The organism is Streptomyces sp. NPDC107454 (assembly GCF_055582885.1).
Genome location: NZ_JBVJPA010000006.1, coordinates 127,021 through 150,763, shown reverse-complemented (window position 1 = coordinate 150,763; position 23,743 = coordinate 127,021). Strand labels below are relative to the sequence as shown.

Sequence of the window (23,743 nt, the reverse complement as noted above, 5' to 3'; positions counted from 1 at the left end):
GGTACTTTCGCAGAGTTAGCGCACCTCCTAGGGTTAGTGACAGACCTACCCCACAAGGAGCCAAGTCATGAGCATCGTCGTCACCGGAGCCACCGGACACCTCGGCCGCCACGTCATCGAGGGACTGCTGGAGAAGGTTCCGGCCGACCAGATCACCGCCGTCGTCCGCGACACGGAGAAGGCCGCCGGCTTCGCGGCCCGCGGCGTGAAGATCGCGGTCGCCGACTACAACGAGCCCGAGACCTTCGGAACCCTCTTCGCCGCAGGCGACAAGGTGCTGCTCATCTCCGGCAACGAGTTCGACAAGGGCCGCGTGGCCCAGCACCAGGTCGTCCTGGACGCCGCCAAGGCCGCCGGGGTCGCGCTCTTCGCGTACACCAGCGCGCCGGGCACCCTCACCGCCGCCCTCGCCGACGACCACAAGGGCACCGAGAAGGCGATCCTGGAGTCGGGTGTGCCCTACGCCCTGCTGCGCAACGGCTGGTACAACGAGAACTACACCGAGAACCTCGCCCCGGTCCTCGAGTACGGCGCCGTCACCCAGGCCGCCGGCGACGGCAAGGTCGCCTCCGCCTCCCGCGCGGACTACGCGGCCGCCGCCGTGGCCGTACTGAGCGGCGAGGGCCACGAGAACAAGACGTACGAGCTGAGCGGCGACACCGCGTGGAGCTTCGCCGAGTACGCCGCCCTGGTGGCCGAGCGGTCCGGCAAGGAGATCGCCTACAACGCCGTCTCCGTCGAGGCGCTCACCGGCATCCTGACCGGCGCCGGACTGCCCGGCCCCCTCGCCGCGATCCTGGCGGGCGTCGACGCGTCCATCGAGAAGGGCGAGCTCGCGGGCACCAGCGGTGACCTGTCCCGGCTGACCGGCCGCCCGACCACGCCGGTCGCCGAGTCGATCGCGGCGGCACTGAAGGGCTGACTCCCCCCCTCGGGGCCCTGGCACCGCCGCCCCTCCGAACCCCCGCCTGTCATGACCGTATGGCGATACGGGCATGACAGGCGGGGGCGCTCGGCGCTACCTTCTTGGAGGCTGCACGGGAGCAGCTGTTCGAGAGGGAGGGCCGGTGGCCGTGCAGCAGGCGAAGAATTCGATGGGTGCGGCCGGCTCCGCTGGTTCCGGGGGCCCCGCCGGCTCCGCGGGTTCCAGTGGCCCCGCCGGCTCGACAGGTCCCCAGATCTCCAGGGCCGAGCAGCGCGTCGGGCTGTTGAACGGCTTCGCCGCGTACGGCATGTGGGGGCTCGTTCCGCTCTTCTGGCCGCTGCTGAAGCCGGCCGGAGCCCTCGAGATCCTCGCCCACCGAATGGTGTGGTCGCTCGCCGTGGTCGGCATCGCCCTGCTGGTGATGCGGCGCTGGGCCTGGCTCGGCGAGCTGCTGCGACAGCCGCGCAGGCTCGCGCTGATCAGCGTCGCGGCGGCCGTGATCACGGTCAACTGGGGCGTCTACATCTGGGCCGTGAACAGCGAGCACGTCGTCGAGGCGTCCCTCGGCTACTTCATCAACCCGCTCGTCACCATCGCCATGGGCGTCCTGCTGCTGAAGGAACGGCTGCGCCCCCTGCAGTGGACGGCGGTCGGTGTCGGCTTCTCCGCGGTAGTTGTCCTCACCGTCGGGTACGGCCGGCCGCCGTGGATCTCCCTCACCCTCGCCTTCTCCTTCGCCACGTACGGGCTGGTGAAGAAGAAGGTCAACCTCGGCGGGATCGAGTCGCTCGCCGCCGAGACGGCGATCCAGTTCCTGCCCGCGCTCGCCTATCTGCTGTGGCTGGGTTCGAGCAGGGGCGCGACCTTCGGCACGCAGGGCGCGGGGCACGCGACGCTGCTCGCGGCGACGGGCGTGGTAACCGCACTTCCGCTGGTGTGCTTCGGCGCGGCAGCGATACGGGTGCCGTTGTCCACGCTGGGACTGCTGCAGTACCTCGCCCCGGTGTTCCAGTTCCTGCTCGGCATCCTCTACTTCCACGAGGCCATGCCGCCGGAGCGGTGGGCCGGGTTCGCGCTGGTCTGGATCGCGCTGTCGCTGCTCACCTTCGACGCGCTGCGGACCGCGCGCCGGGCGGCTCGGGCGCTCAGGGCCGGGGCGCTCGCGGGTGCCGTCGCGGGCGTGCGGGGTGCCACCGCCGTGGACGCCACGTCGTAGAGAGCGCGCGCGTGCAGTGAGCGTCGCCCGCCCCGACGATCCGGGTTCGCTATGCGAACCACCCTGACCGGATTGCGCTCTTGACGGAACGTCAGCCTCAGAAACACCATCAGGCACCTCATTCCCACAAGGAATCCGGAGCCCCCCACATGAAGCTCTCCGTTCCCGGGCGTGCCACCGGCGCCGTCGTCGTCGCGGCCGTCACGCTCCTCACCACCGGCGCGATAACCGGCGCGGCGCCGGCCCCCACCGCCGCGGCAGCCGCACCCGACATCCCCGTGGCCAACGTCAAGGCCCATCTCGCACAGCTGCAGTCCATCGCCACCGCCAACGGCGGCAATCGCGCACACGGCCGCACCGGCTACAAGGCCTCCATCGACTATGTGAAGGCGAAGCTGGACGCGGCCGGATTCACCACGACCCTCCAGCAGTTCACGTCCTCCGGCCGCACCGGGTACAACCTGATCGCCGACTGGCCCGGCGGCGACGCCAACCAGGTCGTCATGGCGGGCTCCCACCTCGACAGCGTGACCGCGGGACCCGGCATCAACGACAACGGATCCGGGTCCGCCGCGATCCTGGAGACCGCGCTCGCCGTCTCCCGGGCCCAGTACCAGCCCACCAAGCACCTGCGGTTCGCCTGGTGGGGCGCGGAGGAGCTGGGGATGGTCGGCTCGAAGTACTACGTGAACAGCCTGTCCTCCGCGAACCGGGCGAAGATCAGCGACTATCTGAACTTCGACATGATCGGCTCACCGAACCCCGGTTACTTCGTCTACGACGACGACCCCACGATCGAGAAGACCTTCAAGGACTACTTCGCGGGCGTCGGCATCGCCACGGAGCCGGAGACCGAAGGCGACGGCCGCTCGGACCACTCTCCCTTCAAGAACGTGGGCGTCCCGGTCGGCGGTCTCTTCAGCGGCGCCGACTACATCAAGACGGCCGCGCAGGCCGCCAAGTGGGGCGGCACCTCCGGCCAGGCCTTCGACCGCTGCTACCACGCCTCCTGCGACACGGCGTCCAACATCGACGACACGGCGCTGAACCGGAACGCGGACGCGCTGGCGTACGCCGTGTGGACGCTGTCTTCCTAGGATTCCTGGGATTCCTGGGATTCCTGGGCTCCTAGGGGGTGTACGGGTTGTCCGCCAGGGAGCGGGCCCGGGCCCGGTCCGCGAGGCGGGTCATGCGGGTGCGGGCCGACTCGAGCTGTTCGAGGTCGTCGGCGGCGGGGCCGCCGTCGGCCACGAGCTCGGCCCACAGCGTGATCAGGTCCTGCCCCAGGTTCAGCCCCTGCACGGGGTCGCGCACGGCGCGCCAGGCCGAGGCGGCGCTCTGTACGTTGCCGTACGCGGCCTCGGGGTCCTGGCGCCGCCTGCGGATCCGGGCAAGGTCGAGGGACAGGTGGAACGCCCGGAGCGGGTCACCGGCCAAATAGGCGATGTACGAGGTCAGCTCGCGCAGCCGCAGCACCTCCGGGTGCTCGGGGCCCAGCGACCGCGACGCGTCCGCGCCGACCCGCTCCGCCATCCCCGTGGCCTCTTCGATCCGGCCCATCTTCACGGCCTCGTTGATCCGCGCCACGGGCTCCACGAGGAACGCCGCGCCCTCCGTCTCCTGAACCGGTGCCAGCACGGACTCGGCGACGGCGTCGAAGCCGCGCGCGGGAGTGGGCTTCGGTTCCGGCTCAGGCTCGGGGTCCATGACGGACATGGCCTCCATCGCGGGGGCCGGACGCTCAGGCGTCAGCCCCACGGGCGGCGGGCCGAACTCGCCCGTCGGAGCCACCGCGACGCCGGGGGCGGCGTCCCGCGTCGGCTCCGGCAGCGCCCGCAGCGCATGCGTCGCTGCGGCCCCGGGCAGGGGCTGAGGCTCCGAGACCGGCACCCGCGGCGCCGCGGGAGGGGCCGCAGGCATCGTGGGAGGGGCCGCGGGGATCGCGGGAGGGGCCGCGGGCACCCCGGGCACCTCGGCCGGCGGCGCCACCCGTACCGGCTCGCCCGTGTACCGGCTCGACCCGTCCCCGTACACCTCCAGCGGTACGACGAAGCCGATCCGTTCGTCGTGGATGGTGGCGAGGACGGAGTGACCGGCGGCGAGGGCGAGTCGGTGGAGGTGGTTCAGGACGGCGGCCTGGACGGTCTCGCCGGGCACGACGCCGACCGTGACGCCGCCGACCGTGACGCCGCCCTCGCTTTCCCCTGCGGGCGCGGTGACCCACACCTCCAACGGACCGGCACCGGGGCCTACCGCCGAGCGCTGCCGCTTGGATTCCCGCTTCTGTTCGCGGCTGAGTCGAGACATCGATTCCCTCACTCGGGTCGTACTTCCATGCGTCGACCTTGCCTCAAGATCCCGTCAGGTACATACAGTCAAGTCTCTCGGCTCACCACCGCTGCATGCGTCACTACGGCGTCACAGCCTCGTAAGAGTGGCCGATTACGCCGACAACGACCGAGGAGAGTGGTCAGGGTGATGCAGGGGAGCATGCGGCAGGAGGCGGAGGGACCCGAGATCTGGCTCCGCGGGCCGGTCGCCGACACCGTGGAACCCATTCTGTGGCCCGAACCCGGCGGGGGCGAACCCGGCCACGCGGTCGGCCCACGGCGGTTCGCCTGGGTCGCGACGCACGGCGGGGCCGGCACGACCACGCTCGCCGCGGTCTTCGGCGGCCATGACGCCGGGCGGAACTGGCCCCGGCCCGACCAGGGAGAACCGGGGTCGGTGCTCCTCGTCGGGCGTACGCACGCGGCGGGACTGGACGCCATCTCGCACACCCTCGACACCTTCCGCCGGGGCGAGGCGCCCCCGGGGCTCGACCTCGACGCCGTGGTGCTGGTGGCGGACGCGCCCGGGCGGCTGCCCCGCCCGCTCGCCCAGCGCGTCAAGGTGATCGATTCGATGATCGACGTGTATCAGGTGCCGTGGATCCCGGCGTGGCGCATCGGTGACATCACCTCGGCGTTGCCCCGCGAGACGGCCGCGCTGGCCCGCCTGACGGGCTCCGCGCGCCTGCCCTGAACCCCGGCAGAACCCCGCCATCCCCGTTTCTCGGCATGGACGTCACATGCGTATGCATATATTGTGTACGCATGTAGTTGCCGGTCGTGGCGTTCCGCGGCCCGTCGCACGCGCACCCTGGGGGACCCATGAGCCGTCATTTCCTGTTCCTGCTCGGCAGCAGCCGCCCCGACGGCAACACCGAGCTGCTGGCCCGCCGGGCCTCCGAACAGTTGCCCGCGGATGTCGAACAGCGCTGGCTGAGCCTCGCCGAGCACCCGCTGCCCGACTTCGTGGACCTGCGGCGCGACAGCGACCACGTACACCCGGCCGCGGGCAGCAATCCGGCGCTGCTGCTCGACGCCACCCTGGCGGCCACCGACATCGTGATCGCCTCGCCGCTGTACTGGTACTCGGTGTCCGGCCTCACCAAGCGCTACCTGGACTACTGGTCGGGCTGGCTGCGCACGCCCGGCGTCGACTTCAAGGCCAGGATGGCGGGGCGCACCCTCTGGGGCGTCACCGCGCTGGCGCACGAGGAGGAAGAGGTCGCCGACCCGCTGATCGGCACTCTCCACCACTCGGCCGCGTACCTGGGCATGCGTTTCGGCGGGGTCCTGCTCGGCAACGGCAGCAGGCCCGGTGACGTGCTGAAGGACACGGCCGCGCTGGCGCATGCGAAGACGTTCTTCGCACGGGAGGCACCACTCGCCCGCTACCCCTACGAAACGCACGACACGCAGGGGCAGCCGCGTGCTAGCGGCTACGCGGTGATGTCCTTCGCCGTGAACCGCGCCCACGCCGCCGAGCCGAACACCGCCGCGTACAGGCCCTGGAGTCCGAGATTGCGGACGAGGTCGTCCCAGTACACCGGGTCGCGCATGAGGTCGGCGAAGGACAGCCAGTAGTGGGAGAAGAAGTACGGCTGAAGGGCGTGGAGCTGGGGGATCTGGTCGAGGATCTGGATGGTGATGAGAAGGCCGACCGTCGTCGCCATCGCCGCGATGCCGCTGTTGGTCAGCGTCGACACGAACAGGCCGAGGGCCGCGACGCCGATCAGTGACGCGGCCACGACCAGCGCGATGAGAAGCGCCCGCCCGAGCCCCTCGGTGAAGCTGATCCGGGTCCCGGAGATCGTCGTCAGCTCGCCCAGGGGGAAGAGCAGAGCGCCGACCGTGAGCGCCGAGAGCGCCACCACCAGGGTCGCGACCAGGCAGAACGTCATGGTGGTCGCGTATTTGGTGAGCAGCAGGCGGGTACGGCCGGCGGGTGCGACCAGCAGGTAGCGCAGCGTCCCCGCGTTCGCCTCGCCCGCGATCGCGTCGCCCGCGATGACGCCGATGGCCATCGGCAGGAAGAAGGGGAGGGTCGCGGCGAGCGCCGTGAACACCAGGAACAGGCCGTTGTTGGTGATCTGCGAGATGAACGCCGGTCCTTCGCCGCCGCCACCGCCCGCCGACGAGCCGTCGCGCGTCTCTATCTTGATCGCGATCCCGATGAGGATCGGCACGGCCGCGAGCACGGCGAGCAGCGCGATGGTCCGCCAGCGCCGGAAGGTGGTGAGGAGCTCGCTGCGGAAGAGTCCGAAGGTCCACAGGGGGCTCGGTTTCCGTACCTCCGTGTCCTCGACGCGTACCGTCTCGGCTCCGGCCTCGACCTCAGCCCGCGACATCGAACCCCTCCCCCGTCAGCGCCACGAACGCGTCCTCCAGTGAGGCCCGTTCGACGCCGAAGCCACGGACGCGGACGCCCGCCGTGACCAGCGCGGCGTTCAGTTCGGCGAGTTCGCGGTCCGGAGGTTCGGCAGTCACGCCCGTCTCCGTCACGACGAGATCCGTGACTCCCTGTTCCTTCAGTACACGCGCCGCGTCCCCGGGGTCCGGGGTGGTCACGACCAGCCGCCCCCGCGCCCCGGCCGCGAGCTCCGCCACCGGGCCCTGGGTGATCAGCCGCCCCTGAGCCATCACGGCGGCGTGCGTGCACACCTGCTCGATCTCGTCGAGCAGGTGTGAGGAGAGGAAGACGGTCGTGCCGTCCGAGGCCAGCTCCCTCACGAGGGAACGGATCTCGCGCATGCCCTGCGGGTCGAGGCCGTTGGTCGGCTCGTCCAGGACGAGCAGGCGACGGGGCTGGAGCAGCGCGGCCGCGAGGCCGAGCCGCTGCTTCATGCCGAGCGAGTACGCCTTCGCCTTCTTGCCCGCGGCCGCGGTGAGTCCGACCCGGTCGAGGGCGGCCCCGACGCGGGTACGCCGGGTGCGCGGGTCGGCGGTCGGGTCGGCGGCGTCGTACCGGAGGAGGTTGTCGCGTCCGGAGAGGAAGCCGTACAACGCGGGGCCCTCGATGAGGGCGCCCACGTGCGGGAGCACGGCGCGGGTGGCCCGGGGCATGGGCTGCCCCAGCACACGCGCCGTGCCCGAGGTCGGCTCGATCAGGCCCATCAGCATGCGGATGGTGGTGGTCTTGCCCGAGCCGTTGGGTCCGAGGAAGCCGAAGACGCTGCCCGCCGGGACGGTCAGATCGAGGCCGTCCACGGCGAGCTGTCCGCCGCGGAAGCGCTTGGTGAGCGCGCGGGTGGCGATCACCGTGCCCTCGTCGGACCGCTCCTCCATGGGCTCCCTCGTTTCGGCTTCGTCCGTACGTCAGTTCCGTACGTCAGTTCCGTACGTCAGTTCCGTACGTACGGTACTCAGTGGGCCGCGTTGGCCGCCTTCACCAGCGCGTCCTTGGTGACCGCACCGGCGTACACCTTGCCGTCGTCCGTGATCAGCGCGTTGACCAGGCGGGTCGAGAAGACCGTGCCCGAGCCGAACTTGCCCTTGACGTGGTCACCGAGGGAGTTCAGGAACCCGGAGACGTTGCCGCCCTCGGACGAGGAGCCGGAGGGCATGCCCTGGCCGCCCGTGTCGAACTCCGCGATGGTGCTCCAGCCCTTGCCGATGGTCTTCAGACCATCGAGCCCCTTGCCGAGGTCACCGCGGTTCGGAGCGGACTCCGGAGCCTTGGTGTCCTTGCCGTCCTTGCCCTCGGTGACCTTCGCACCCTTCGGCGGGGTGAAGTCGAAGGTCGAGGCGGCCGGCTTGGCGAAGGCGACCTGGGTGAACCCGGCGTCCACGACGGCCGCGCCGCCACCCGTCGGGACCAGCGTGAACTTCAGCGGCACCCCGGTCTTCGCGTCCACCGCGACGGTGATCGCGCCGACCGTGGAACCGGACTGCTTCGGCTTGATGAGCAGCTTGTAGGCGTCACGGCCCGCGACCTGCGCCGTGCCGTCGACCGTCACGGAGGTCGTGTCGTCGACCGACTTCAGGGCCTCGTCGGCGAGCTCCTTGGGCGTCGTCGGGACGTCCTTCGGCGCCTTCTCCTGGCCCTTTTCGGCTTCGGGGGCCGTCGAGTGGTACACCTCGTTCGACTTGCTGTCGTACGCCCACACGTCGTTGCCGTTGTGGATGATGCTGTACTCGGCGGCGTTCTCCAGGACGGAGATCTTGGCCTTGTCCGGGCCGTCGGCCGCGACGCGCACCGTGTGCGTGCCGGAGGCCAGCTCCATGAGCTTGGACTGCGGGTCGGCGGAGGAGCCGTCGGACCCCTTGGTGGCGCCGGACAGCATGCCGCTCTCCAGGCCGCCCAGGCTGGGCAGTCCAAGATCGGTGCTGACCTTGACCGTGCCGGACAGCTGCTGGACGTCCGACTTGGCGATCTTCTCGATGAGCTGCTCTGCGGTGATCTTCGGCAGGCTGGGGTCCCCGGAGTCGGCGAGCGCCGGGACGAGCCCGATGGTCGCGGCCGCCACCCCCACCACTGCGACCGGAACGACGTAACGAGCCGCCTTGCGCCGGCCCGCGCGGACGTCGTCGGCCTCGTCGGGCAGCCCTTCCGCCCCGGCGGTCCTGTCGGATTCGTACGGTGCCATGTGTGCCTTACCTCCGTCGTCGGCGGCGGCCTACCGTCCTCACTTCTCCACCCCTATAGCCGCCATTCTCACCCGAACCGGTGAGGAGTGGTGTTCTCAATCTGACCAAATCGTCCGACGAGAAGCGTCAGACCCCGGACTCAACTCCACGTAGTCCTGCGGTATGACGTGAGGAGGCGGTGGCTCCCCCGACCCGTAGGGGTTGGGGAAACCACCGCCTGAGCCTCACAGAGCCCCGGTACCCGTCAGCGCTGCACGAACACGTAGTCCGCCTGGTAGGGCACGCCCACGATCGTGCCCGGCGAGCAGGAGCCGGCCGGGGCGGCGCCGCCCACGGTGTTGAGCCGCAGGATCTCCTGCGTGTCGGCCAGCAGACCGCGGTGCTTGCCGGACCTGGTGGCCTTGAGGTCCAGCTCGGCGATGTTCTTGTCGCCGTTCGGAGTCTTGGAGATCACCGCTCCGGTGACCGCGCTGCGGTCGGGCGCGACCCACTGCGGCGTACCGGAGTTGGGCTTCACGAACGTGTGCACGATGTCGCCACCGAGCAGCGCCGCGACGTCACGCTGAGCGAAGGCGTAGCCACCGCCCTCGGCGGGCTTGCACTCGTAGATCTGCTTGCCCTTGACCACGGACGCCTGGAAGTTGCCGAGGGCGTCACGGAAGTCGAAGGAGCCGGTGACCTTGTGGAGCTGGCCGCGGACGGCTCCACCCGGGAACTCGGCGGTGTGCAGATTGGCGTAGAACGCCCCCGGGTCGTTCTTCAACCGCTCCAGCAGCGCGGCATCCTTCACCTTCACGGTGCCGACCACGTGGTGGCCCTTGATCCTGCCGAGCAGCCCGGTGAAGTCGATCTTGACGCCGCCGTTGGCGCCCTTGGCGCCCTGGTGGATGTGGAGCATGGTCGGCCTGCCGGTGCCGCGCCAGGTCACGGCGACGGACACCTTGTCCCCCTTGACCTTGATGAACTCCAGGGCCGCGCCGTCCTTGTCGCCGACGGCGGGGCCGCCCTGGACGGGCACCTCGTTGGCGCCACGGAGGCTGGTGGCGAGGATGCTGCCGCCGCTGCCACCGACGACTCCGCTCTGCGCGACGATGGTCTGGTCGCCGTGCGCCGAGTGGCCCATGCCGCCGTGGTCACCGTGGTGGCTGCCGCCGGCGGCGACCGCCGGGATGACGGCGGCGGCGACACCGGCCGCGGCCGCCACCGCGACACCGGCCATGATCAGGCCCTTGCGACGCATGTCCGACATGGCATTGAACGTGGCGTTCGATTCCATGATTCTTTTTTCTCCCCGTAATGCAGCCGACGCCCCCTGCGTCAGCTTCTGTGCGGGAGTACGGACCGATTCCTACCCTGGACTCAATCCAACAGTGTGACGTGCGTCACAGGGCAGAGGGCCTCTTTGCCTGCCCCGGGGAGGGCGTACGTCAGTGGCTTGCTCCGGGCACCTATCCGGCCCGGTGCACCACCGCGTCCACCAGCTCCATGAGCGCCGCCTTGGCATCGCACTCGGGGAGCGGAACGAGCGCCGCGCGGGCCTCCTCCGCGTATCGCACGGTGTCACGGCGGGCCTGTTCCAGCGCGGGATGCGTCCGCAACAGGGCCAGCGCCTCCGCGTGCCGGTCGTCGTCCGTGAGGTCCGAGTCGAGCAGCTCGCACAGCGCGATGTCCTCGGCGAGACCGAGCCGCTCCGCCCGCTCACGCAGCCGCAGCACCGGCAGCGTGGCGATGCCCTCGCGCAGGTCCGTACCCGGCGTCTTCCCGGACTCGTGCGAGTCGGAGGCGATGTCCAGCACGTCGTCCGCGAGCTGGAAGGCGACGCCCAGCCGCTCCCCGTACTGCGTCAGCACGTCCACGACCGTCTCGTCGGCGCCCGACATCATCGCGCCGAACCGGCACGCCACGGCGACCAGTGAGCCGGTCTTGCCGCCGAGCACGTCGAGGTAGTGGTCGACCGGGTCGCGCCCGTCGCGCGGCCCCGCCGTCTCCAGGATCTGTCCGGTGACGAGCCGCTCGAACGCCTCGGCCTGGATACGGACGGCCTCGGGCCCGAGGTCGGCCAGGGTGTGGGACGCGCGCGCGAAGAGGAAGTCGCCGGTGAGCACGGCAACCGAGTTGCCCCAGCGGGTGTTCGCGCTGGGCACGCCGCGCCGCGCGTCGGCCTCGTCCATCACGTCGTCGTGGTACAGGGTGGCGAGATGGGTCAGTTCGACAACCACGGCCGAGGGCACGACACCCGGCGCGTAGGGGTCACCGAACTGCGCGGCGAGCATCACGAGCAGCGGACGGAACCGCTTCCCGCCGGCGCGCAGCAGGTGCTGCGCGGCCTCTGTGATGAAGGGGACCTCACTCTTGGTGACTTCGAGCAAGCCCTCCTCCACAGCCGTCAATCCGGCCTGGACATCGGCTTCGAGAGCCTGGTCCCGCACGCTCAGCCCGAACGGCCCGACGACGGTCACGAGAGGTTCTCCTGTCTGCTGACGATCACATGGCGAACTCGGTCGATCATTCGGTCGATGACACGGTTTGTCGATGTGTCGCTGCCATCACTCAAGTCAGCGTATCCGGTCACGTTTCGATCACCACGAGCGCCCACCGTCCCCACTGCCGACTTCCTCCCGACTTCCCTCTCCCCGCCACCCGATGTCCCCCGAGCGGCAGACAGTCCCACACCCGGGCGATACGGAATCACGGGCGATATGTTCTTGATCAGTCGATACGACCGGATATGAGACGTATTGACTGATCGGACGTTGTTGAGGGCCGACCGCCGAAGACGACCGGGGCACCGAGGCCGACCCCAGGGCACCAAGGACACCGAGGACACCCAGGACACCGTGATGAGCATGCACATCCGTACGTCCTTCTCGCACGAGACGACTCACGAGGATCTGTGGATCCCTCTCCCGGACGGCACCCGCCTGCACGCGCGCGTGTGGCGCCCGCTGACCGACGCGCCCGTCCCCGCGCTCCTCGAATATCTCCCGGACCGGCTCACCGACCGGACCGCGCCACGCGACTGGCAGCGCCACCCCTGGTACGCGGGCCACGGCTACGCCTCCGTCCGGGTGGATGCCCGCGGTTACGGCAACTCGGAGGGCGTGCCGACGGACCCGTACGGGGAGAGTGAGCGGGCCGACGGGGTGGAAGTGATCCACTGGCTGGCGGACCGGCCCTGGTGCAGCGGCGCGGTGGGCATGTTCGGCATCTCCCGGGGCGGCTTCACCTCCCTCCGGATCGCGGCCCTCGCGCCCGAACCGCTCAAGGCGATCGTCACGGTCTGTGCGACCGACGATCCCTATGACAACGACGGGCACCGCATGGGAGGTTCCGTCCTCGCCGTCGAGACGCATGCCCGGGCGGCCACGGCGCTCGCCGACGTCGCCCGTCCGCCGGATCCGGCGCATGTGGGCCAGGCGATGTGGCGCGACATGTGGGTGAAGCGCCTGGAGACGGTGGAGCCGTTCATCCATACGTGGCTGTCCCACCCGACCCGGGACGCGTACTGGCGCCACGCCGGTGTGCGCGAGGACGGGGGATACGGCGGGATCCGGGCCGCCGTGCTCGCGGTGGGCGGCTGGCACGACCCGTACCGCGACACGGTGCTGCGGCTGGTCGAGAGCCTTCCCGCCGACCGTGTGCGCGGCCTGATCGGCCCCTGGTGCCATCAGTACCCGGACCGGGGCCTGCCGCCGGGCCCGGCGATCGGCTTCCTCCAGGAGACGCTGAGGTGGTGGGACCACTGGCTCAGACCGACCGGTACGAGCGTCACCGAGCCCGAGCCTGCCGCCAACCGCGGCCCCGTCCCCGTCCCCGTCCCCGTCCCCGTCCCCGACGTGATCGGCCATCCTGGCCTCGGCGTGATCAACAATCCCGGCCTCGGCGTGGATGGCGGTCCTGACCCCGGTGCGACCGCCGATCCGGACCCCGGCGTGGACGGCGATCTAGGGCCCGGCGTGGACGACGATCCGGACCCCGACGTGGACGACGATCCAGAGCCCGACGTGGACGACGATCCGGACCCCGACGTGGACGACGATCCAGAGCCCGACGTGGACGACGATCCGGACCCCGGCGTAGACGACGATCCAGAGCCCGACGTGGACGACGATCCAGAGCCCGGCGTAGACGACGATCCGGACCCCGGCACGAACTACGACCCGAGCTCCGGCGTGCGCAACCGTGACGTCATGGCGGAGCCCCTCCTGCGCTCCTACGTCATGGCCGCGCACCCTCCGGCGACGACGTACCCGTCCCTTCCCGGCCGCTGGGTGGGCGACACCGCCTGGCCCTCCCCCTCCGTGACCCCGATCGCGTACGCGCTGCGGGGCGCACCGGTGCTGGTGCGCTCCCCTCAGCACACGGGCGTGGACGCGGGCCGTTTCCGCCCCGTCGGGAACGACGCGGACCTGCCGCCGAACCAGCGGGAGGAGGACGCGAGATCGGCCTGCTTCGAGTTCGAGGTCCCGGGGGAGACCTGGATCCTGGGGCGCCCCAGGGTCCGCCTCCGTCTGACGTCCCACTCCCCCTGGGGTCAGGTGATCGCCCGGGTGTGCGACGTCGCCGCCGACGGCTCCTCGACGCTGGTGACCCGGGGTGCTCTGAACCTGACAGCGCGCTACGGCCCCGACCACGCTGCCTCCTGGAATCCGGGCTCTACGGAGGACGTGGTTTTCGACCTGACCGCCATCGGCTACGCGTTCCCGCCCGGCCACCGCATCCGGCTCTCCCTCTCCTCCGCCTACTGGCCGTGGATCTGGCCCCAGCCGGGCTCGGCGGCGGGGTTCGTCCTGGACCCGGCGGCCAGTTCCCTCGAACTTCCGGTGCGAGCAAGGGAGTCGGACCCGAGGATCACCTTCGAGGAGCCGGAGCAGTCCGAACCCCTGGGAGTGACATCCCCGGCCACCCTTGACGAGCCCCGCCCCGAACGCCTGGTCGCCCGTGACGTGGCGAGGGGCGAGTGGCGCCTGGAGGTCGACCCCGGCCAGGACGGCACCCGTGTCCACCCGGACGGCCTCGAATGCACGGAGGACGCCCGGGACACCTACACCATCGACGAATCGGACCCGCTCTCCGCCCGTACCCGCTCGACGAGGTCGATCCGTCTGCACCGCCCGGAGCTGCCCTGGGACGCCCGGGTCGAGACACGCTCCGAACTCAGCTGCGACGCCCGGGAGTTCATCACCTCGAACGAGCTGATCTGCAAGGACGGCAGCGAGGTGGTCTTCCATCGGACGTGGGAGAGAAGAATCCCCCGGACAGCGGACCGGAGGCCCGGCGGCGGCATGGGCAACCCTGAGGAGCATGGCGCGGACCGGTGAATTCCTGATGGCCCTGGACGAGGGGATGCTCGCGTACTTCCGCGAAATGGCCGACGAGATGGTCACGCGTTTCGGGATCCCCCGGGCCGAGGCGGCGGCGAGGATCAACAGGGCTTACGCGGGGCAGGAGTTCGAGCCCTACCCGGACCCAATGTGCCACGAACTCCCCGAATACCGGGCCTACGGCCTCTACTTCAAGCCCAATACCGGCCGGCTGCCCGACGACGACCCCGACACGGCCCTGCCCGTGTGGGAGGTCCGCCCGGCTCCGCCCGCGGGCTCACCGGTCTGGACAGTCGAGGCGTGATGTCCGATTTGCCGCCAGTGCCGCTTTATTTCTGCTTGGTCGCGTGAATTGGGTCACTCCCATGCGAAGTGGGCTCTTTATCCCCTCTTGACGACTCCCCCTTTGCATAAGGCAAGTTGAGCGTCGCGTTCCGGATTAATCGGGCATTTTCTCCCTCTTATCACCCAGGTGAAAGCGATCTACACCGGGAAATGAGGGCTTGTTCCGGACATGTGCTCTCGCATACGTTCACGTCGATCCGGACGGACCGCCAATCCTGCCGCCGACCGGAATATCCCAGCCCCCCACACACACACGCACGGCAGGAGCGGGGAACCCAGGTAAGCCGCCGATCCGGACACCGGAACGGCTAGGGGTGAAGTCGCACACACCGTGCGGCCGGGCAGCTCCCGCCCGAACCCGACAGCTCACTTCGCAGGCGCCGGAGAGGAATTCGCCATGTCCGCACGAGGCAAGCACCGCAACTTCAAGATCCAGGGCATGCTCACTCGGGGCATCCTCGCCGCAGGAATGGGCGGAGTCGCACTCGCCCTTCCGCTCGTGAGCGCGACCTGCGCGCAGGCCGCCACGGCCACCAGCACCGACGTCCAGCTCATCACGTACAAGGTGGCCGCGGGCGACACCCTGGCCACGATCGCGAAGAAGTACCCCACGAGCGGCGGCCCGGCGAAGCTGTACGCCGCCAACCGCGCGGTCATAGGCCCCGACCCGACGACGCTCCGTCCGGGCCTCACCCTGACCGTTGGCACCAGAACGGTCAAAACCCCCACGAAGACGAGCCCGGCGAAGACGGCGCCCACCACCTCGAAGACGTACGCGAACAACCTCGACGGATGGATCAAGCACTCGCTGGACATCATGGCCCGCGCCAAGATCCCCGGCACCTACAACGGCATCCACCGCAACGTCATGCGCGAGTCCTCCGGAAACCCCCTGGCCATCAACAACTGGGACTCCAACGCCAAGGCCGGCATCCCCTCCAAGGGCCTGCTCCAGGTCATCGACCCCACGTTCAAGGCCTACCACGTGCCGGGAACGTCGATGAACCCCTACGACCCGGTCGCGAACATCACCGCCGCCTGCAACTACGCGGCGGCGAAGTACGGCTCGATCGACAACGTCAACGGGCCCTACTGACAGGACCGGCGGGGCCGGTAGGGCTGGTAGGGCCGGTACGACTGCCGGGACCGATACGGCCAGTACGACCGATATAGCCGATATAGCTGGTATGACCGATACAGTTGATACGGCTGATACGGCTGATACGGCTGATACGGCTAGTGAGGTCGGAGAGACTCGGAGAGCTGACGGGACCCGCCGGGCTCTCCGGACTCCCGGAAGCGATCCGGCCGGCACGGGAACAGCCGCTCCAGCACCACCGCGATCCCGTCGTCCTCGTTCGACAGCGTCACCTCGTCGGCCACCGCCTTCAGCTCCGGATGGGCGTTGGCCATGGCGACCCCCCGGGCGGCCCAGTCGAACATGGGGATGTCGTTGGGCATGTCGCCGAAGGCGATGGTGGCGGCGGGAGTGAGACCGAGGTGGGCGGCGGCGAGCGCCAGACCGGTTGCCTTGGTCACGCCGCATGGCTGGAGTTCGACGGTTCCGGGCCCCGACATGGTGACGGTGGCCAGCGAGCCCACCACGCCCCGGGCCGCCGAGGCCAACTCGTCGTCGGACAGCGAGGGGTGCCGGAGCAACACCTTGCTGATCGGCTCCGTCCACAGGTCGTCGCGGTGGTGCACCCGTACTGCCGGAAGCGTCGGATGCGGCATCACGTACCCCGGCTCGATGAGCGTCAGCCCGTCCACACCGTCCTGGTCCACAGCCGCGTAGAGCAGCCCGACCTCCGCCTCGATCTTGCCGATCGCGGTCTCCGCGAGTTCCCTGTCCAGGGTCACCGACCACAGCAGTCGGTCCGCCGCCGCGTCGTACAGCTGCGCCCCCTGCCCGCACACCGCCAGCCCCGCGCCGCCGAGTTCGTCGAGCAGCGGTCGTACTCTCGGCGCCGGGCGCCCCGTCACGACCAGGTGTCGGGCGCCCGCCTCGGCCACCCTCTCCAACGCGGCCCGGGACCGGTCGGAGAGGGTGTCGTCGCCGCGGAGCAGCGTTCCGTCCAGGTCAGTGGCGATAAGTGAATATGCAGTCGGAGCGGCCATGATCCGAAGAATACGGATCGAACGACTCATCGGCCCGGCGTGAACCGGACGACGTCCGGTATCCCGTCAGCAACGCCGTTCACCGTACGGGGCGTACTGGGTGTACAAAGCGCACTTCCGCCCCCGCACACCGAGCGGGCGGTACGAAAAGACTCCGAGCGGAATGTCACTCCAGAGGATGACGCGGCTGCGGTGACTGTGCCCGTCTGAGCCCAACACAAGCTCCGGCGCGACGGGTTGGGCCCCGCCCACGGCGTGGCCCACCAGTCACCGACCCCTCCGGCCGTACTGACCCCGGTCACCTCACCCGTGCGCGCCCGCCAAGTGCTTGGCCAGCCGCGGCGAAGCGAACTCCGTACCGCACACGAACCGCATCACCGGCCCGTACGAAGCCGCCGCCGGCAACCCCGTGAAGTACAGCCCGGGCACCGAGGAGCAGTACCCCGCACCGAGCTTGGGAGTGCCGCGGCTCACCGCGAGCGCCGTACGCAACTCGTGTGCCAGGAAGTCCATCGCGGCGATGTCCACGCGATATCCGGTCGCCGCGATGACATGGTCGGCGGAGAGCTCCTCGCCCCGCCCGCCCAGGGTCTGCACGGAGAGAACCGGACGCCCGCCGGAGACATCGGCTCGAACGATCCCGGAGACCTCGCTGACCTCGACCTTGCCCTCGAAGCGGTCGCGCAGCCACCACGCCCCGAGGGGGCCGAGCACCCGGCGGACCAGGTAGTGCCGGGCGTCGGCGGGCAGATAGCGGTAGGGGTGCGGGTAGTAGCTGAGCGCCCACAGGGACCAGGCGCGCCCGAAGGGCGACTCGGGACGCAGCTTCGGCTGCTTCCAGGGCGGTGTGCCGAAGGCGACCCTGCCCCGCCCCCGGGACACCACCCGGACCTGCGCGCCCGCCTCCGCCGCGAGCGCCGCCGTCTCCAGCGCGGACTGGCCCGCGCCGACGACGATCAGTTCCTTGCCGGAGAACCGGGCGAGGTCGTGGTGCTGGGAGCTGTGCGAGACGGGGCCGGTGGGTGCGGGTCCGTCCGCCGCCGCGCCGCCGAGCTCGGGCGGCAGATGGGCGAGTCCGTACAGCCCCGTGGCCACGACGACCGCCCGCGCCGTGAACGACTCCCCCGAGTCCAGCTTGAGTTCGAAGCCCTCGCCGCCCCGGCGGTCGACGGACACCACCCGCACCCGCTCCAGCTCGGGCACCAGCTTCTCCTGGAACCACTCGCCGTACGCGATGAACGTCTCGACCGGAATGATGTCCTCGTCCGTGACGAGCCGCCTGATCCCCGCCGCGTCGCAGTAGTCCGCGATCGTGTGGCCGGGCTGCGGGGCGTCGAGGCTGGACGCGGCCGGGGTCGACTTGAGGAGCATCCCCTCGGGCATGTGGTCACGCCAGCTCACCATGGGCTCGCCGAACACGCGCACCGGGATGCCACGCGCCCGCAGATGGGCGGCGGTGGACAGGCCGAACGGGCCGGCACCGATGACTGCTACCGGATGAATCACGAAGTCCCTCCCCAGGACACGTACTTTCGTCACTTCGTGGTCGTACTGGTGCTGCTGCCACGGCGGTTGGTCCGCCACAGCTGATACAGATGCCTCGCGCCCGGCCGCACGAAGCGCGCGAGCATCGTGAAGAACGGCCGCAGGTCGTCACCCGCGAGCCAGGCCAGCTCCGTACCGCTCGCGCGAGCCGGCGCGTGCGGGGTCGTGTAGCCGCTGCGCCGGTAGGCGAGCAGGGCCGGCAGGTCGATGTTCTCCACGATGTACCGGTGACCGGCCCGCTGTTCCCCTTCGGGAACGGTGCGCCCGGTCAGGTCGAGATGCATGGCCCGGACGACGTCGATCCCCGACTCGTTCTCGAAGAGCCGGAACTGCGCGCCCATCCGGGGGTTGAAGTCGAGAAGTTTGTACCGACCGTCGCGCCGGTCGAAGCGCAGGTCGAGGTCGATGACGCCGCTGAAGCCGATCTGTTTGATGAAACGCGCGGCGAGGTCCGCGAGTTCCGGATTGTCGACGACGTACGCGTTCGCCGTCATTCCCGCGTGCGGCGGCCAGGAGCGGACCTTCACGCCCGTGAACATCGCGAGCGGCGTCGAGTCCGCGTCGAAGTACGCGTGCACGATCCAGTCCTCCGCCTCCTCCCTGGGCAGGTACTCCTGGAGGATCACGCCCGGCTGATCACCCCAGTCCCGGGCGAGTGACAGCAGCCCCTCCCGGGTCGCGATCCTCGTCGTCCCGTTCACCGCCGGCTGGCTGCGGCGTATGAACGCCTCCCGGTTCTTGGCGACGATCGGAAACCGAGCGCTCTCGGCGAACGCCACGATCTCGTCGTACGACTGTGGAAAGGCCGCCGCCGGACTGGGGATGCCGTGTTCCACACAGAGTTCGTGCAGGCCCTGCTTGCTGGCGAGGCGCCGGGGCAGTTTGGCGTCGACCCGGGGGAAGAGGAACCGCTCCCCCAGCTCGTCCTGGTGCTCGGCGATCAGGACGGCCGCCTCCTCGTCCGTCGGGACGAGCACCGTCGGCCGCCCGATGCGGGCCCCGATCCGCAGCAGCCCCTCGACGAGACGCTCCGGCTCCTCCGTCCCCGTCGTCGGCCAGACGAAGGCACGGCGCAGATAGCGCGAGGCCGCGGCGGGCGTGTAACGGTCCTCGGTGATCGCATACATCGGTATGCCGAGACGGCCCAGACTTCGGATGGCGCCCACACCGCCGTGGTGCAGCGGATAGTCGCCAAACTTCACGATCAGGCCCGGAACGTTCCGATCGGCGTCGAACGGCACTCCGCTGGCGCTCCTGGCCACGGGTCCCCCCACGTGTCCCCCCTACGGACCGGACCCACCCCGTCCGTGTCCCCAAAGGACGCTAAGCCGGAACTACCGCGTCCGACAAGGCCTATTCGGACATTGCGAACTCTTTAGGCACTGTCCAGGCAACTCTTCGGATACTGCCACGGCGCCTCACGACGACTCGCCGCAACTCATGGCAACTCTTTGGGCACTGCCACAGCACGTCACTCCCCCGTAACCTGTGCCGCGACCACCCGGAGCACGTGCAACACCCACACATGCACCGCGCGGATCACACGGCCAAGACAGACACACGCATCAGACAGCGCGCACGACCACGAAAGCGAGGCACCACCCGATGCCCCCCTTCGATGTCCCCGAGGGCGATCCCTTCGGCCCGCACAACCTCCCCTACGGCGTCTTCTCCCGGGCGGGAGCGTCCGAGCGGAGCGTCGGCGTCCGACTCGGCGACCACGTCCTCGACGCGGGAGCGACGGCTCGTGCGCTCGGCTCCCCGTACGCCGAACTGCTCGCGCGGCCCACCCTGAACCCGCTGCTCGCCGCCGGCCGCACGGCCTGGTCCGACGTACGCCGCGCACTCACCGCGTGGGTGACGGTCCCGGCCCACCGGGAAACCATCGCACCCCTCCTGCACCCCCTCTCCGAGGTGACCCTGCACCTCCCCTTCGAGGTCGCGGACTACGTCGACTTCTACGCCTCCGAGAACCACGCCCGGAACGTCGGACAGATCTTCCGCCCCGACGCCACCGACTCCCTCACCCCCAACTGGAAGCACCTGCCGATCGGTTACCACGGCCGCTCCGGCACGGTCGTGGTGTCGGGCACGGAGGTGGTCCGCCCCTCGGGCCAGCGCAAGGCCCCTTCCGACACCGCCCCCGTCTTCGGCCCCTCCGTCCGGCTCGACATCGAGGCGGAGGTCGGCTTCGTGGTCGGCGCACCCTCGACCAGGGGCACGCCCGTCCCGCTCTCCTCCTTCCGCGACCACGTCTTCGGTCTCTGCCTCCTCAACGACTGGTCGGCGCGCGACATCCAGGCCTGGGAGTACGTCCCTCTCGGCCCCTTCCTCGGCAAGTCCTTCGCCACCTCGGTGTCGGCCTGGATCACCCCGCTCGACGCGCTGGACGACGCACGGGTCGCGCCCCCGGCCCGCACGCACACCCTCCTCCCCTACCTGGACGACTCCGAGGACGAGCCAGGCGGCTACGACCTCCGTATCTCCGTCGCCGTCAACGGCCACGTCGTCTCCGAACCCCCCTTCTCCACCATGTACTGGACGGCCGCCCAGCAACTGGCCCACATGACGGTCAACGGAGCCTCCCTGCGCACCGGCGACCTGTACGGCTCGGGAACCGTCAGCGGCCCCTCGGAGCACGAGCGCGGCTCCCTCCTGGAACTCACCTGGAACGGCCGCGACACCCTCGACCTCCCCGACGGCAAGCGGGCCTTCCTGGAGGACGGCGACGAGGTCACCCTGACGGCCTGGGCCCCGGGCCCCGACGGCACCCGAGTGGGACTGGGCGAGGTGAGCGGCCGCATCACCCCGGCCCCCAACCCCTCCTGATCACCCCGGCCCCCAACCCCTCCTGGCACCGGCGGGGTCCGGGGCAACAGCCGCGGCGGGGTGCAGGGGCGAAGCCCCGCGGTGGTCCCCCCCGGGGAGGGGAGCCCACGGGGTCGAAGGGGCGGAGCCCCTGGGATGGGACGGGCAGGGGCGGTGGGGCGAAGACCCCTACCCCGCCGGCCCCACGCCCTCGCACCGCCGCACCCCCGCACCCCGTCGGTAGGGTCCGTCGCGAGGCCGCTCGCGCGGCCCTGGCCACGGCCACGGCGGACTCCGACGCGGACGTCAGGGCGTACGCGTCACGGGCCCTGTGACCACAGGGCTGAGCAGAGAGCTGGTCAGAGGGCGGGGGCGCCCTATATCCAGTCCTCCGGCTCCGGTTCCGCGTCCATCTCGGGCCAGTCCGGGTCCGGTGCCTCGCCGGCCGCGGCGGCCGGTGCTGCTCCGGGGGCGCCGCCGCCCAGGGAAGCGAGCACCCCGATCACGCCCTCTCCGTATGTCGCGAGCTTCTTCTCGCCCACCCCGCTGATGCCGCCGAGGCCTTCGACCGAGGTGGGCCACACCGTGGCGATCTCCCGGAGCGTGGCGTCGTGGAAGATGACGTACGCCGGAACACCCTGTTCCTTGGCCTGTTCCGCACGCCAGGAGCGCAGGGCCTCGAAGGCGGGGACGAGCTCCTGGGGCAGGTCGGCCGCCGCGGCCTTGGCCTTGCGATCGCCCCGCGAGGAGGAGGACGAGCGGGAGACGGTGGGCTTCGGCGGCTCCTTGCGGAGCGGCACCTCGCGCTCGCGCCGCAGCACCGTCCCGCTCTCCTCGGTCAGCACCAGCGTCCCGTACTCGCCCTCGACCGCGAGCAGGCCTTGCGCCAGCAACTGCCGTACCACGCCGCGCCATTCGGACTCGGCGAGGTCCTCACCGATGCCGAACACGGACAGCTGGTCGTGATCGAACTGGATCACCTTGGCGGTGCGCCGCCCCAGCAGGATGTCGATGATCTGTCCGGCGCCGAACTTCTGTCCGCGCTCGCGCTGCAGTCGTACCACCGTGGACAGCAGCTTCTGTGCCACGACCGTGCCGTCCGAGGTCTCGGGCGGTGCGAGGCATGTGTCGCAGTTGCCGCATGCCGGGGTGTGCGGGTCCTGGCCGAAGTAGGCGAGGAGCTGGGAGCGCCGGCACTGGACCGTCTCGCACAGGGCCAGCATCGAGTCCAGGTGGGCGGCGGCCCGGCGGCGGAACGCCTCGTCGCCCTCCGAGCCCTGGATCATCTTGCGCTGCTGGACGACGTCCTGAAGCCCGTACGCCATCCATGCCGTGGACGGCAGTCCGTCACGGCCCGCGCGTCCCGTCTCCTGGTAGTAGCCCTCGACCGACTTGGGCAGGTCGAGGTGGGCCACGAACCGCACGTCCGGCTTGTCGATACCCATGCCGAAGGCGATGGTGGCGACCACGACCAGGCCCTCTTCGCGCAGGAAGCGCGACTGGTGGGTGGCGCGGGTGCCCGCGTCCAGACCCGCGTGGTACGGCACCGCCTCGACGCCGTTGCGGGAGAGGAACTCGGCCGTCTTCTCCACCGAGTTGCGCGAGAGGCAGTACACGATGCCCGCGTCGCCCGCGTGCTCGTCACGCAGGAAGGACAGCAGCTGCTTCTTGGGGTCGGCCTTCGGGACGATCCGGTACTGGATGTTGGGACGGTCGAAGCTCGCCTCGAAGTGGCGGGCGGTCGGCATGGCCAGGCGCTGGGTGATCTCCTTGTGCGTCGCGCGGGTGGCCGTGGCCGTCAGCGCGATGCGCGGGACGTCCGGCCAGCGCTCGCCGAGCAGGGAGAGCGCGAGATAGTCGGGACGGAAGTCGTGTCCCCACTGGGCCACGCAGTGCGCCTCGTCGATCGCGAAGACGGAGATCTTCCCGCGTGACAGCAGGTCCAGCGTGGTCTCCAGGCGAAGCCGCTCCGGGGCCAGGTAGAGCACGTCGAGCTCCCCTGACAGGAACTCGGCCTCCACCACGCGCCGCTCGTCGAAGTCCTGCGTGGAGTTCATGAACCCGGCACGCACGCCCAGCGCGCGCAACGCGTCCACCTGATCCTGCATCAGCGCGATGAGGGGGGAAACCACGACTCCCGTCCCCGGTCTGACCAGGGCCGGAATCTGGTAGCAGAGCGACTTGCCGCCACCCGTCGGCATCAGGACGACAGCGTCACCGCCCGCCACCACGTGCTCGATGATCGCTTCCTGCTCGCCGCGGAAGGCGTCGTACCCGAAGACACGGTGGAGCGTGGCCAGTGCCTCGCTCCCTCCCAGCATCTCCGTCGCGTCCGCTTCGGTCATCACACCCGTCCCGCCCATCGTCCTGTCCCCCGTACGTCGCGCCTCGACCACTGCGTCCACGATAGGGGTCCGCGCCGACAGCCCGAGAGTTATCCACAGGCTGCGACCGATCGGCTTCCCTACGCACTCGCGTCCGGCCGGTCTCACTCCCCTGCACGGCGCGCCCTGCGCGCGTTCAATCCGTTGGCCCCACTCACATGGCG

General features: G+C 70.2%; 18 protein-coding genes, 1 pseudogene and 1 riboswitch. Of the genes and pseudogenes, 9 read left to right on the top strand and 10 right to left on the bottom strand.

All coding sequences use genetic code 11. The features are described from left to right. Positions 1–67 precede the first annotated feature (67 nt). The 3 genes from ACZ69M_RS16315 to ACZ69M_RS16305 all read left to right on the top strand — a co-directional run bounded on the left by ACZ69M_RS16315 (position 68) and on the right by ACZ69M_RS16305 (position 3,238). Positions 68–922, top strand: a complete 855-nt coding sequence (locus ACZ69M_RS16315) for an SDR family oxidoreductase (protein ID WP_470050392.1) — start codon at positions 68–70, stop codon at positions 920–922. A gap of 145 nt (positions 923–1,067) precedes the next feature. Continuing rightward, complete coding sequence (gene rarD / locus ACZ69M_RS16310; protein WP_470050390.1) at positions 1,068–2,141, top strand: EamA family transporter RarD; 1,074 nt, start codon at positions 1,068–1,070, stop codon at positions 2,139–2,141. 149 nt (positions 2,142–2,290) lie between these two features. Further along, the gene (locus ACZ69M_RS16305) at positions 2,291–3,238 is read left to right on the top strand and encodes a M28 family metallopeptidase (protein ID WP_470050388.1); all 948 of its coding nucleotides are present in this window, start codon (positions 2,291–2,293) and stop codon (positions 3,236–3,238) included. A gap of 31 nt (positions 3,239–3,269) precedes the next feature. Here the strand turns inward: ACZ69M_RS16305 and ACZ69M_RS16300 are convergent, their stop codons facing one another. Further along, entirely contained in the window at positions 3,270–4,448 is a 1,179-nt protein-coding gene (locus ACZ69M_RS16300) for a tetratricopeptide repeat protein (RefSeq protein ID WP_470050386.1), read from the bottom strand. Positions 4,449–4,619: 171 nt separating this feature from the next. Between ACZ69M_RS16300 and ACZ69M_RS16295 the strand changes: the two genes are divergently transcribed. Both ACZ69M_RS16295 and ACZ69M_RS16290 read left to right on the top strand, forming a co-directional pair. Continuing rightward, positions 4,620–5,165, top strand: a complete 546-nt coding sequence (locus tag ACZ69M_RS16295; protein WP_470050954.1) for a DUF6668 family protein — start codon at positions 4,620–4,622, stop codon at positions 5,163–5,165. A 128-nt stretch (positions 5,166–5,293) separates the two neighbouring features. Continuing rightward, positions 5,294–5,875, top strand: a pseudogene (locus tag ACZ69M_RS16290) (flavodoxin family protein); the annotation flags it as partial. Between the two features lie 32 nt (positions 5,876–5,907). On the opposite strand, the gene ACZ69M_RS16285 reads toward ACZ69M_RS16290, so the two are convergent. The 5 genes from ACZ69M_RS16285 to ACZ69M_RS16265 form a co-directional block, all read right to left on the bottom strand. Beyond that, positions 5,908–6,816, bottom strand: coding sequence for an ABC transporter permease (locus tag ACZ69M_RS16285; RefSeq protein ID WP_470050384.1), 909 nt, complete (start codon positions 6,814–6,816; stop codon positions 5,908–5,910). After that, complete coding sequence (locus ACZ69M_RS16280) at positions 6,803–7,753, bottom strand: ABC transporter ATP-binding protein (RefSeq protein ID WP_470050382.1); 951 nt, start codon at positions 7,751–7,753, stop codon at positions 6,803–6,805. The genes ACZ69M_RS16285 and ACZ69M_RS16280 overlap by 14 nt, the downstream gene beginning before the upstream one ends. A 77-nt stretch (positions 7,754–7,830) precedes the next feature. Continuing rightward, complete coding sequence (locus tag ACZ69M_RS16275; RefSeq protein WP_470050381.1) at positions 7,831–9,054, bottom strand: LolA family protein; 1,224 nt, start codon at positions 9,052–9,054, stop codon at positions 7,831–7,833. 245 nt (positions 9,055–9,299) lie between these two features. Continuing rightward, positions 9,300–10,304, bottom strand: a complete 1,005-nt coding sequence (locus ACZ69M_RS16270) for a CHRD domain-containing protein (RefSeq protein WP_470050380.1) — start codon at positions 10,302–10,304, stop codon at positions 9,300–9,302. A gap of 199 nt (positions 10,305–10,503) precedes the next feature. Beyond that, the gene (locus tag ACZ69M_RS16265) at positions 10,504–11,514 is read right to left on the bottom strand and encodes a polyprenyl synthetase family protein (protein ID WP_470050378.1); all 1,011 of its coding nucleotides are present in this window, start codon (positions 11,512–11,514) and stop codon (positions 10,504–10,506) included. Between the two features lie 387 nt (positions 11,515–11,901). Here ACZ69M_RS16265 and ACZ69M_RS16260 point away from each other — a divergent pair, with 387 nt between their 5' ends. The 3 genes from ACZ69M_RS16260 to ACZ69M_RS16250 all read left to right on the top strand — a co-directional run bounded on the left by ACZ69M_RS16260 (position 11,902) and on the right by ACZ69M_RS16250 (position 15,820). Beyond that, entirely contained in the window at positions 11,902–14,376 is a 2,475-nt protein-coding gene (locus tag ACZ69M_RS16260) for a CocE/NonD family hydrolase (protein ID WP_470050953.1), read from the top strand. Further along, positions 14,360–14,683, top strand: coding sequence for a hypothetical protein (locus ACZ69M_RS16255; protein WP_470050376.1), 324 nt, complete (start codon positions 14,360–14,362; stop codon positions 14,681–14,683). The genes ACZ69M_RS16260 and ACZ69M_RS16255 overlap by 17 nt, the downstream gene beginning before the upstream one ends. Positions 14,684–14,999: 316 nt before the next feature. Next, positions 15,000–15,119: riboswitch (cyclic di-AMP (ydaO/yuaA leader) on the top strand. A gap of 2 nt (positions 15,120–15,121) precedes the next feature. Further along, positions 15,122–15,820 carry a transglycosylase SLT domain-containing protein gene (locus tag ACZ69M_RS16250; protein ID WP_470050374.1) on the top strand — a complete coding sequence of 233 codons (699 nt, stop codon included), beginning with the start codon at positions 15,122–15,124 and terminating at the stop codon, positions 15,818–15,820. Positions 15,821–15,960: 140 nt separating this feature from the next. Here the strand turns inward: ACZ69M_RS16250 and ACZ69M_RS16245 are convergent, their stop codons facing one another. The 3 genes from ACZ69M_RS16245 to ACZ69M_RS16235 all read right to left on the bottom strand — a co-directional run bounded on the left by ACZ69M_RS16245 (position 15,961) and on the right by ACZ69M_RS16235 (position 19,628). After that, entirely contained in the window at positions 15,961–16,842 is an 882-nt protein-coding gene (locus ACZ69M_RS16245) for an HAD family hydrolase (RefSeq protein WP_470050372.1), read from the bottom strand. Between the two features lie 303 nt (positions 16,843–17,145). Next, a complete protein-coding gene (locus ACZ69M_RS16240; protein WP_470050370.1) occupies positions 17,146–18,348 on the bottom strand; it encodes an FAD-dependent oxidoreductase in 1,203 nt (400 codons plus the stop codon). A gap of 29 nt (positions 18,349–18,377) precedes the next feature. Beyond that, entirely contained in the window at positions 18,378–19,628 is a 1,251-nt protein-coding gene (locus tag ACZ69M_RS16235) for a carboxylate--amine ligase (RefSeq protein ID WP_470050951.1), read from the bottom strand. Positions 19,629–19,992: 364 nt separating this feature from the next. On the opposite strand from ACZ69M_RS16235, the gene fahA reads away from it, so the two are divergent. After that, positions 19,993–21,216 carry a fumarylacetoacetase gene (fahA, locus tag ACZ69M_RS16230; protein WP_470050368.1) on the top strand — a complete coding sequence of 408 codons (1,224 nt, stop codon included), beginning with the start codon at positions 19,993–19,995 and terminating at the stop codon, positions 21,214–21,216. 356 nt (positions 21,217–21,572) lie between these two features. Here the strand turns inward: fahA and recQ are convergent, their stop codons facing one another. Further along, the gene (gene recQ, locus ACZ69M_RS16225; protein ID WP_470050949.1) at positions 21,573–23,558 is read right to left on the bottom strand and encodes a DNA helicase RecQ; all 1,986 of its coding nucleotides are present in this window, start codon (positions 23,556–23,558) and stop codon (positions 21,573–21,575) included. Positions 23,559–23,743 lie beyond the last annotated feature (185 nt).

Coding starts and splice junctions, on each gene's coding strand:
- ACZ69M_RS16300 (WP_470050386.1), bottom strand. CDS start 4,448: ATGTCTCGACTCAGCCGCGAACAGAAGCGGGAATCCAAGCGGCAGCGC.
- ACZ69M_RS16295 (WP_470050954.1), top strand. CDS start 4,620: ATGCAGGGGAGCATGCGGCAGGAGGCGGAGGGACCCGAGATCTGGCTC.
- ACZ69M_RS16275 (WP_470050381.1), bottom strand. CDS start 9,054: ATGGCACCGTACGAATCCGACAGGACCGCCGGGGCGGAAGGGCTGCCC.
- ACZ69M_RS16255 (WP_470050376.1), top strand. CDS start 14,360: ATGGCGCGGACCGGTGAATTCCTGATGGCCCTGGACGAGGGGATGCTC.
- ACZ69M_RS16315 (WP_470050392.1), top strand. CDS start 68: ATGAGCATCGTCGTCACCGGAGCCACCGGACACCTCGGCCGCCACGTC.
- ACZ69M_RS16260 (WP_470050953.1), top strand. CDS start 11,902: ATGCACATCCGTACGTCCTTCTCGCACGAGACGACTCACGAGGATCTG.
- fahA (WP_470050368.1), top strand. CDS start 19,993: ATGCCCCCCTTCGATGTCCCCGAGGGCGATCCCTTCGGCCCGCACAAC.
- ACZ69M_RS16245 (WP_470050372.1), bottom strand. CDS start 16,842: ATGGCCGCTCCGACTGCATATTCACTTATCGCCACTGACCTGGACGGA.
- ACZ69M_RS16305 (WP_470050388.1), top strand. CDS start 2,291: ATGAAGCTCTCCGTTCCCGGGCGTGCCACCGGCGCCGTCGTCGTCGCG.
- ACZ69M_RS16270 (WP_470050380.1), bottom strand. CDS start 10,304: ATGTCGGACATGCGTCGCAAGGGCCTGATCATGGCCGGTGTCGCGGTG.
- recQ (WP_470050949.1), bottom strand. CDS start 23,558: ATGGGCGGGACGGGTGTGATGACCGAAGCGGACGCGACGGAGATGCTG.
- ACZ69M_RS16280 (WP_470050382.1), bottom strand. CDS start 7,753: ATGGAGGAGCGGTCCGACGAGGGCACGGTGATCGCCACCCGCGCGCTC.
- ACZ69M_RS16285 (WP_470050384.1), bottom strand. CDS start 6,816: ATGTCGCGGGCTGAGGTCGAGGCCGGAGCCGAGACGGTACGCGTCGAG.
- ACZ69M_RS16250 (WP_470050374.1), top strand. CDS start 15,122: ATGTCCGCACGAGGCAAGCACCGCAACTTCAAGATCCAGGGCATGCTC.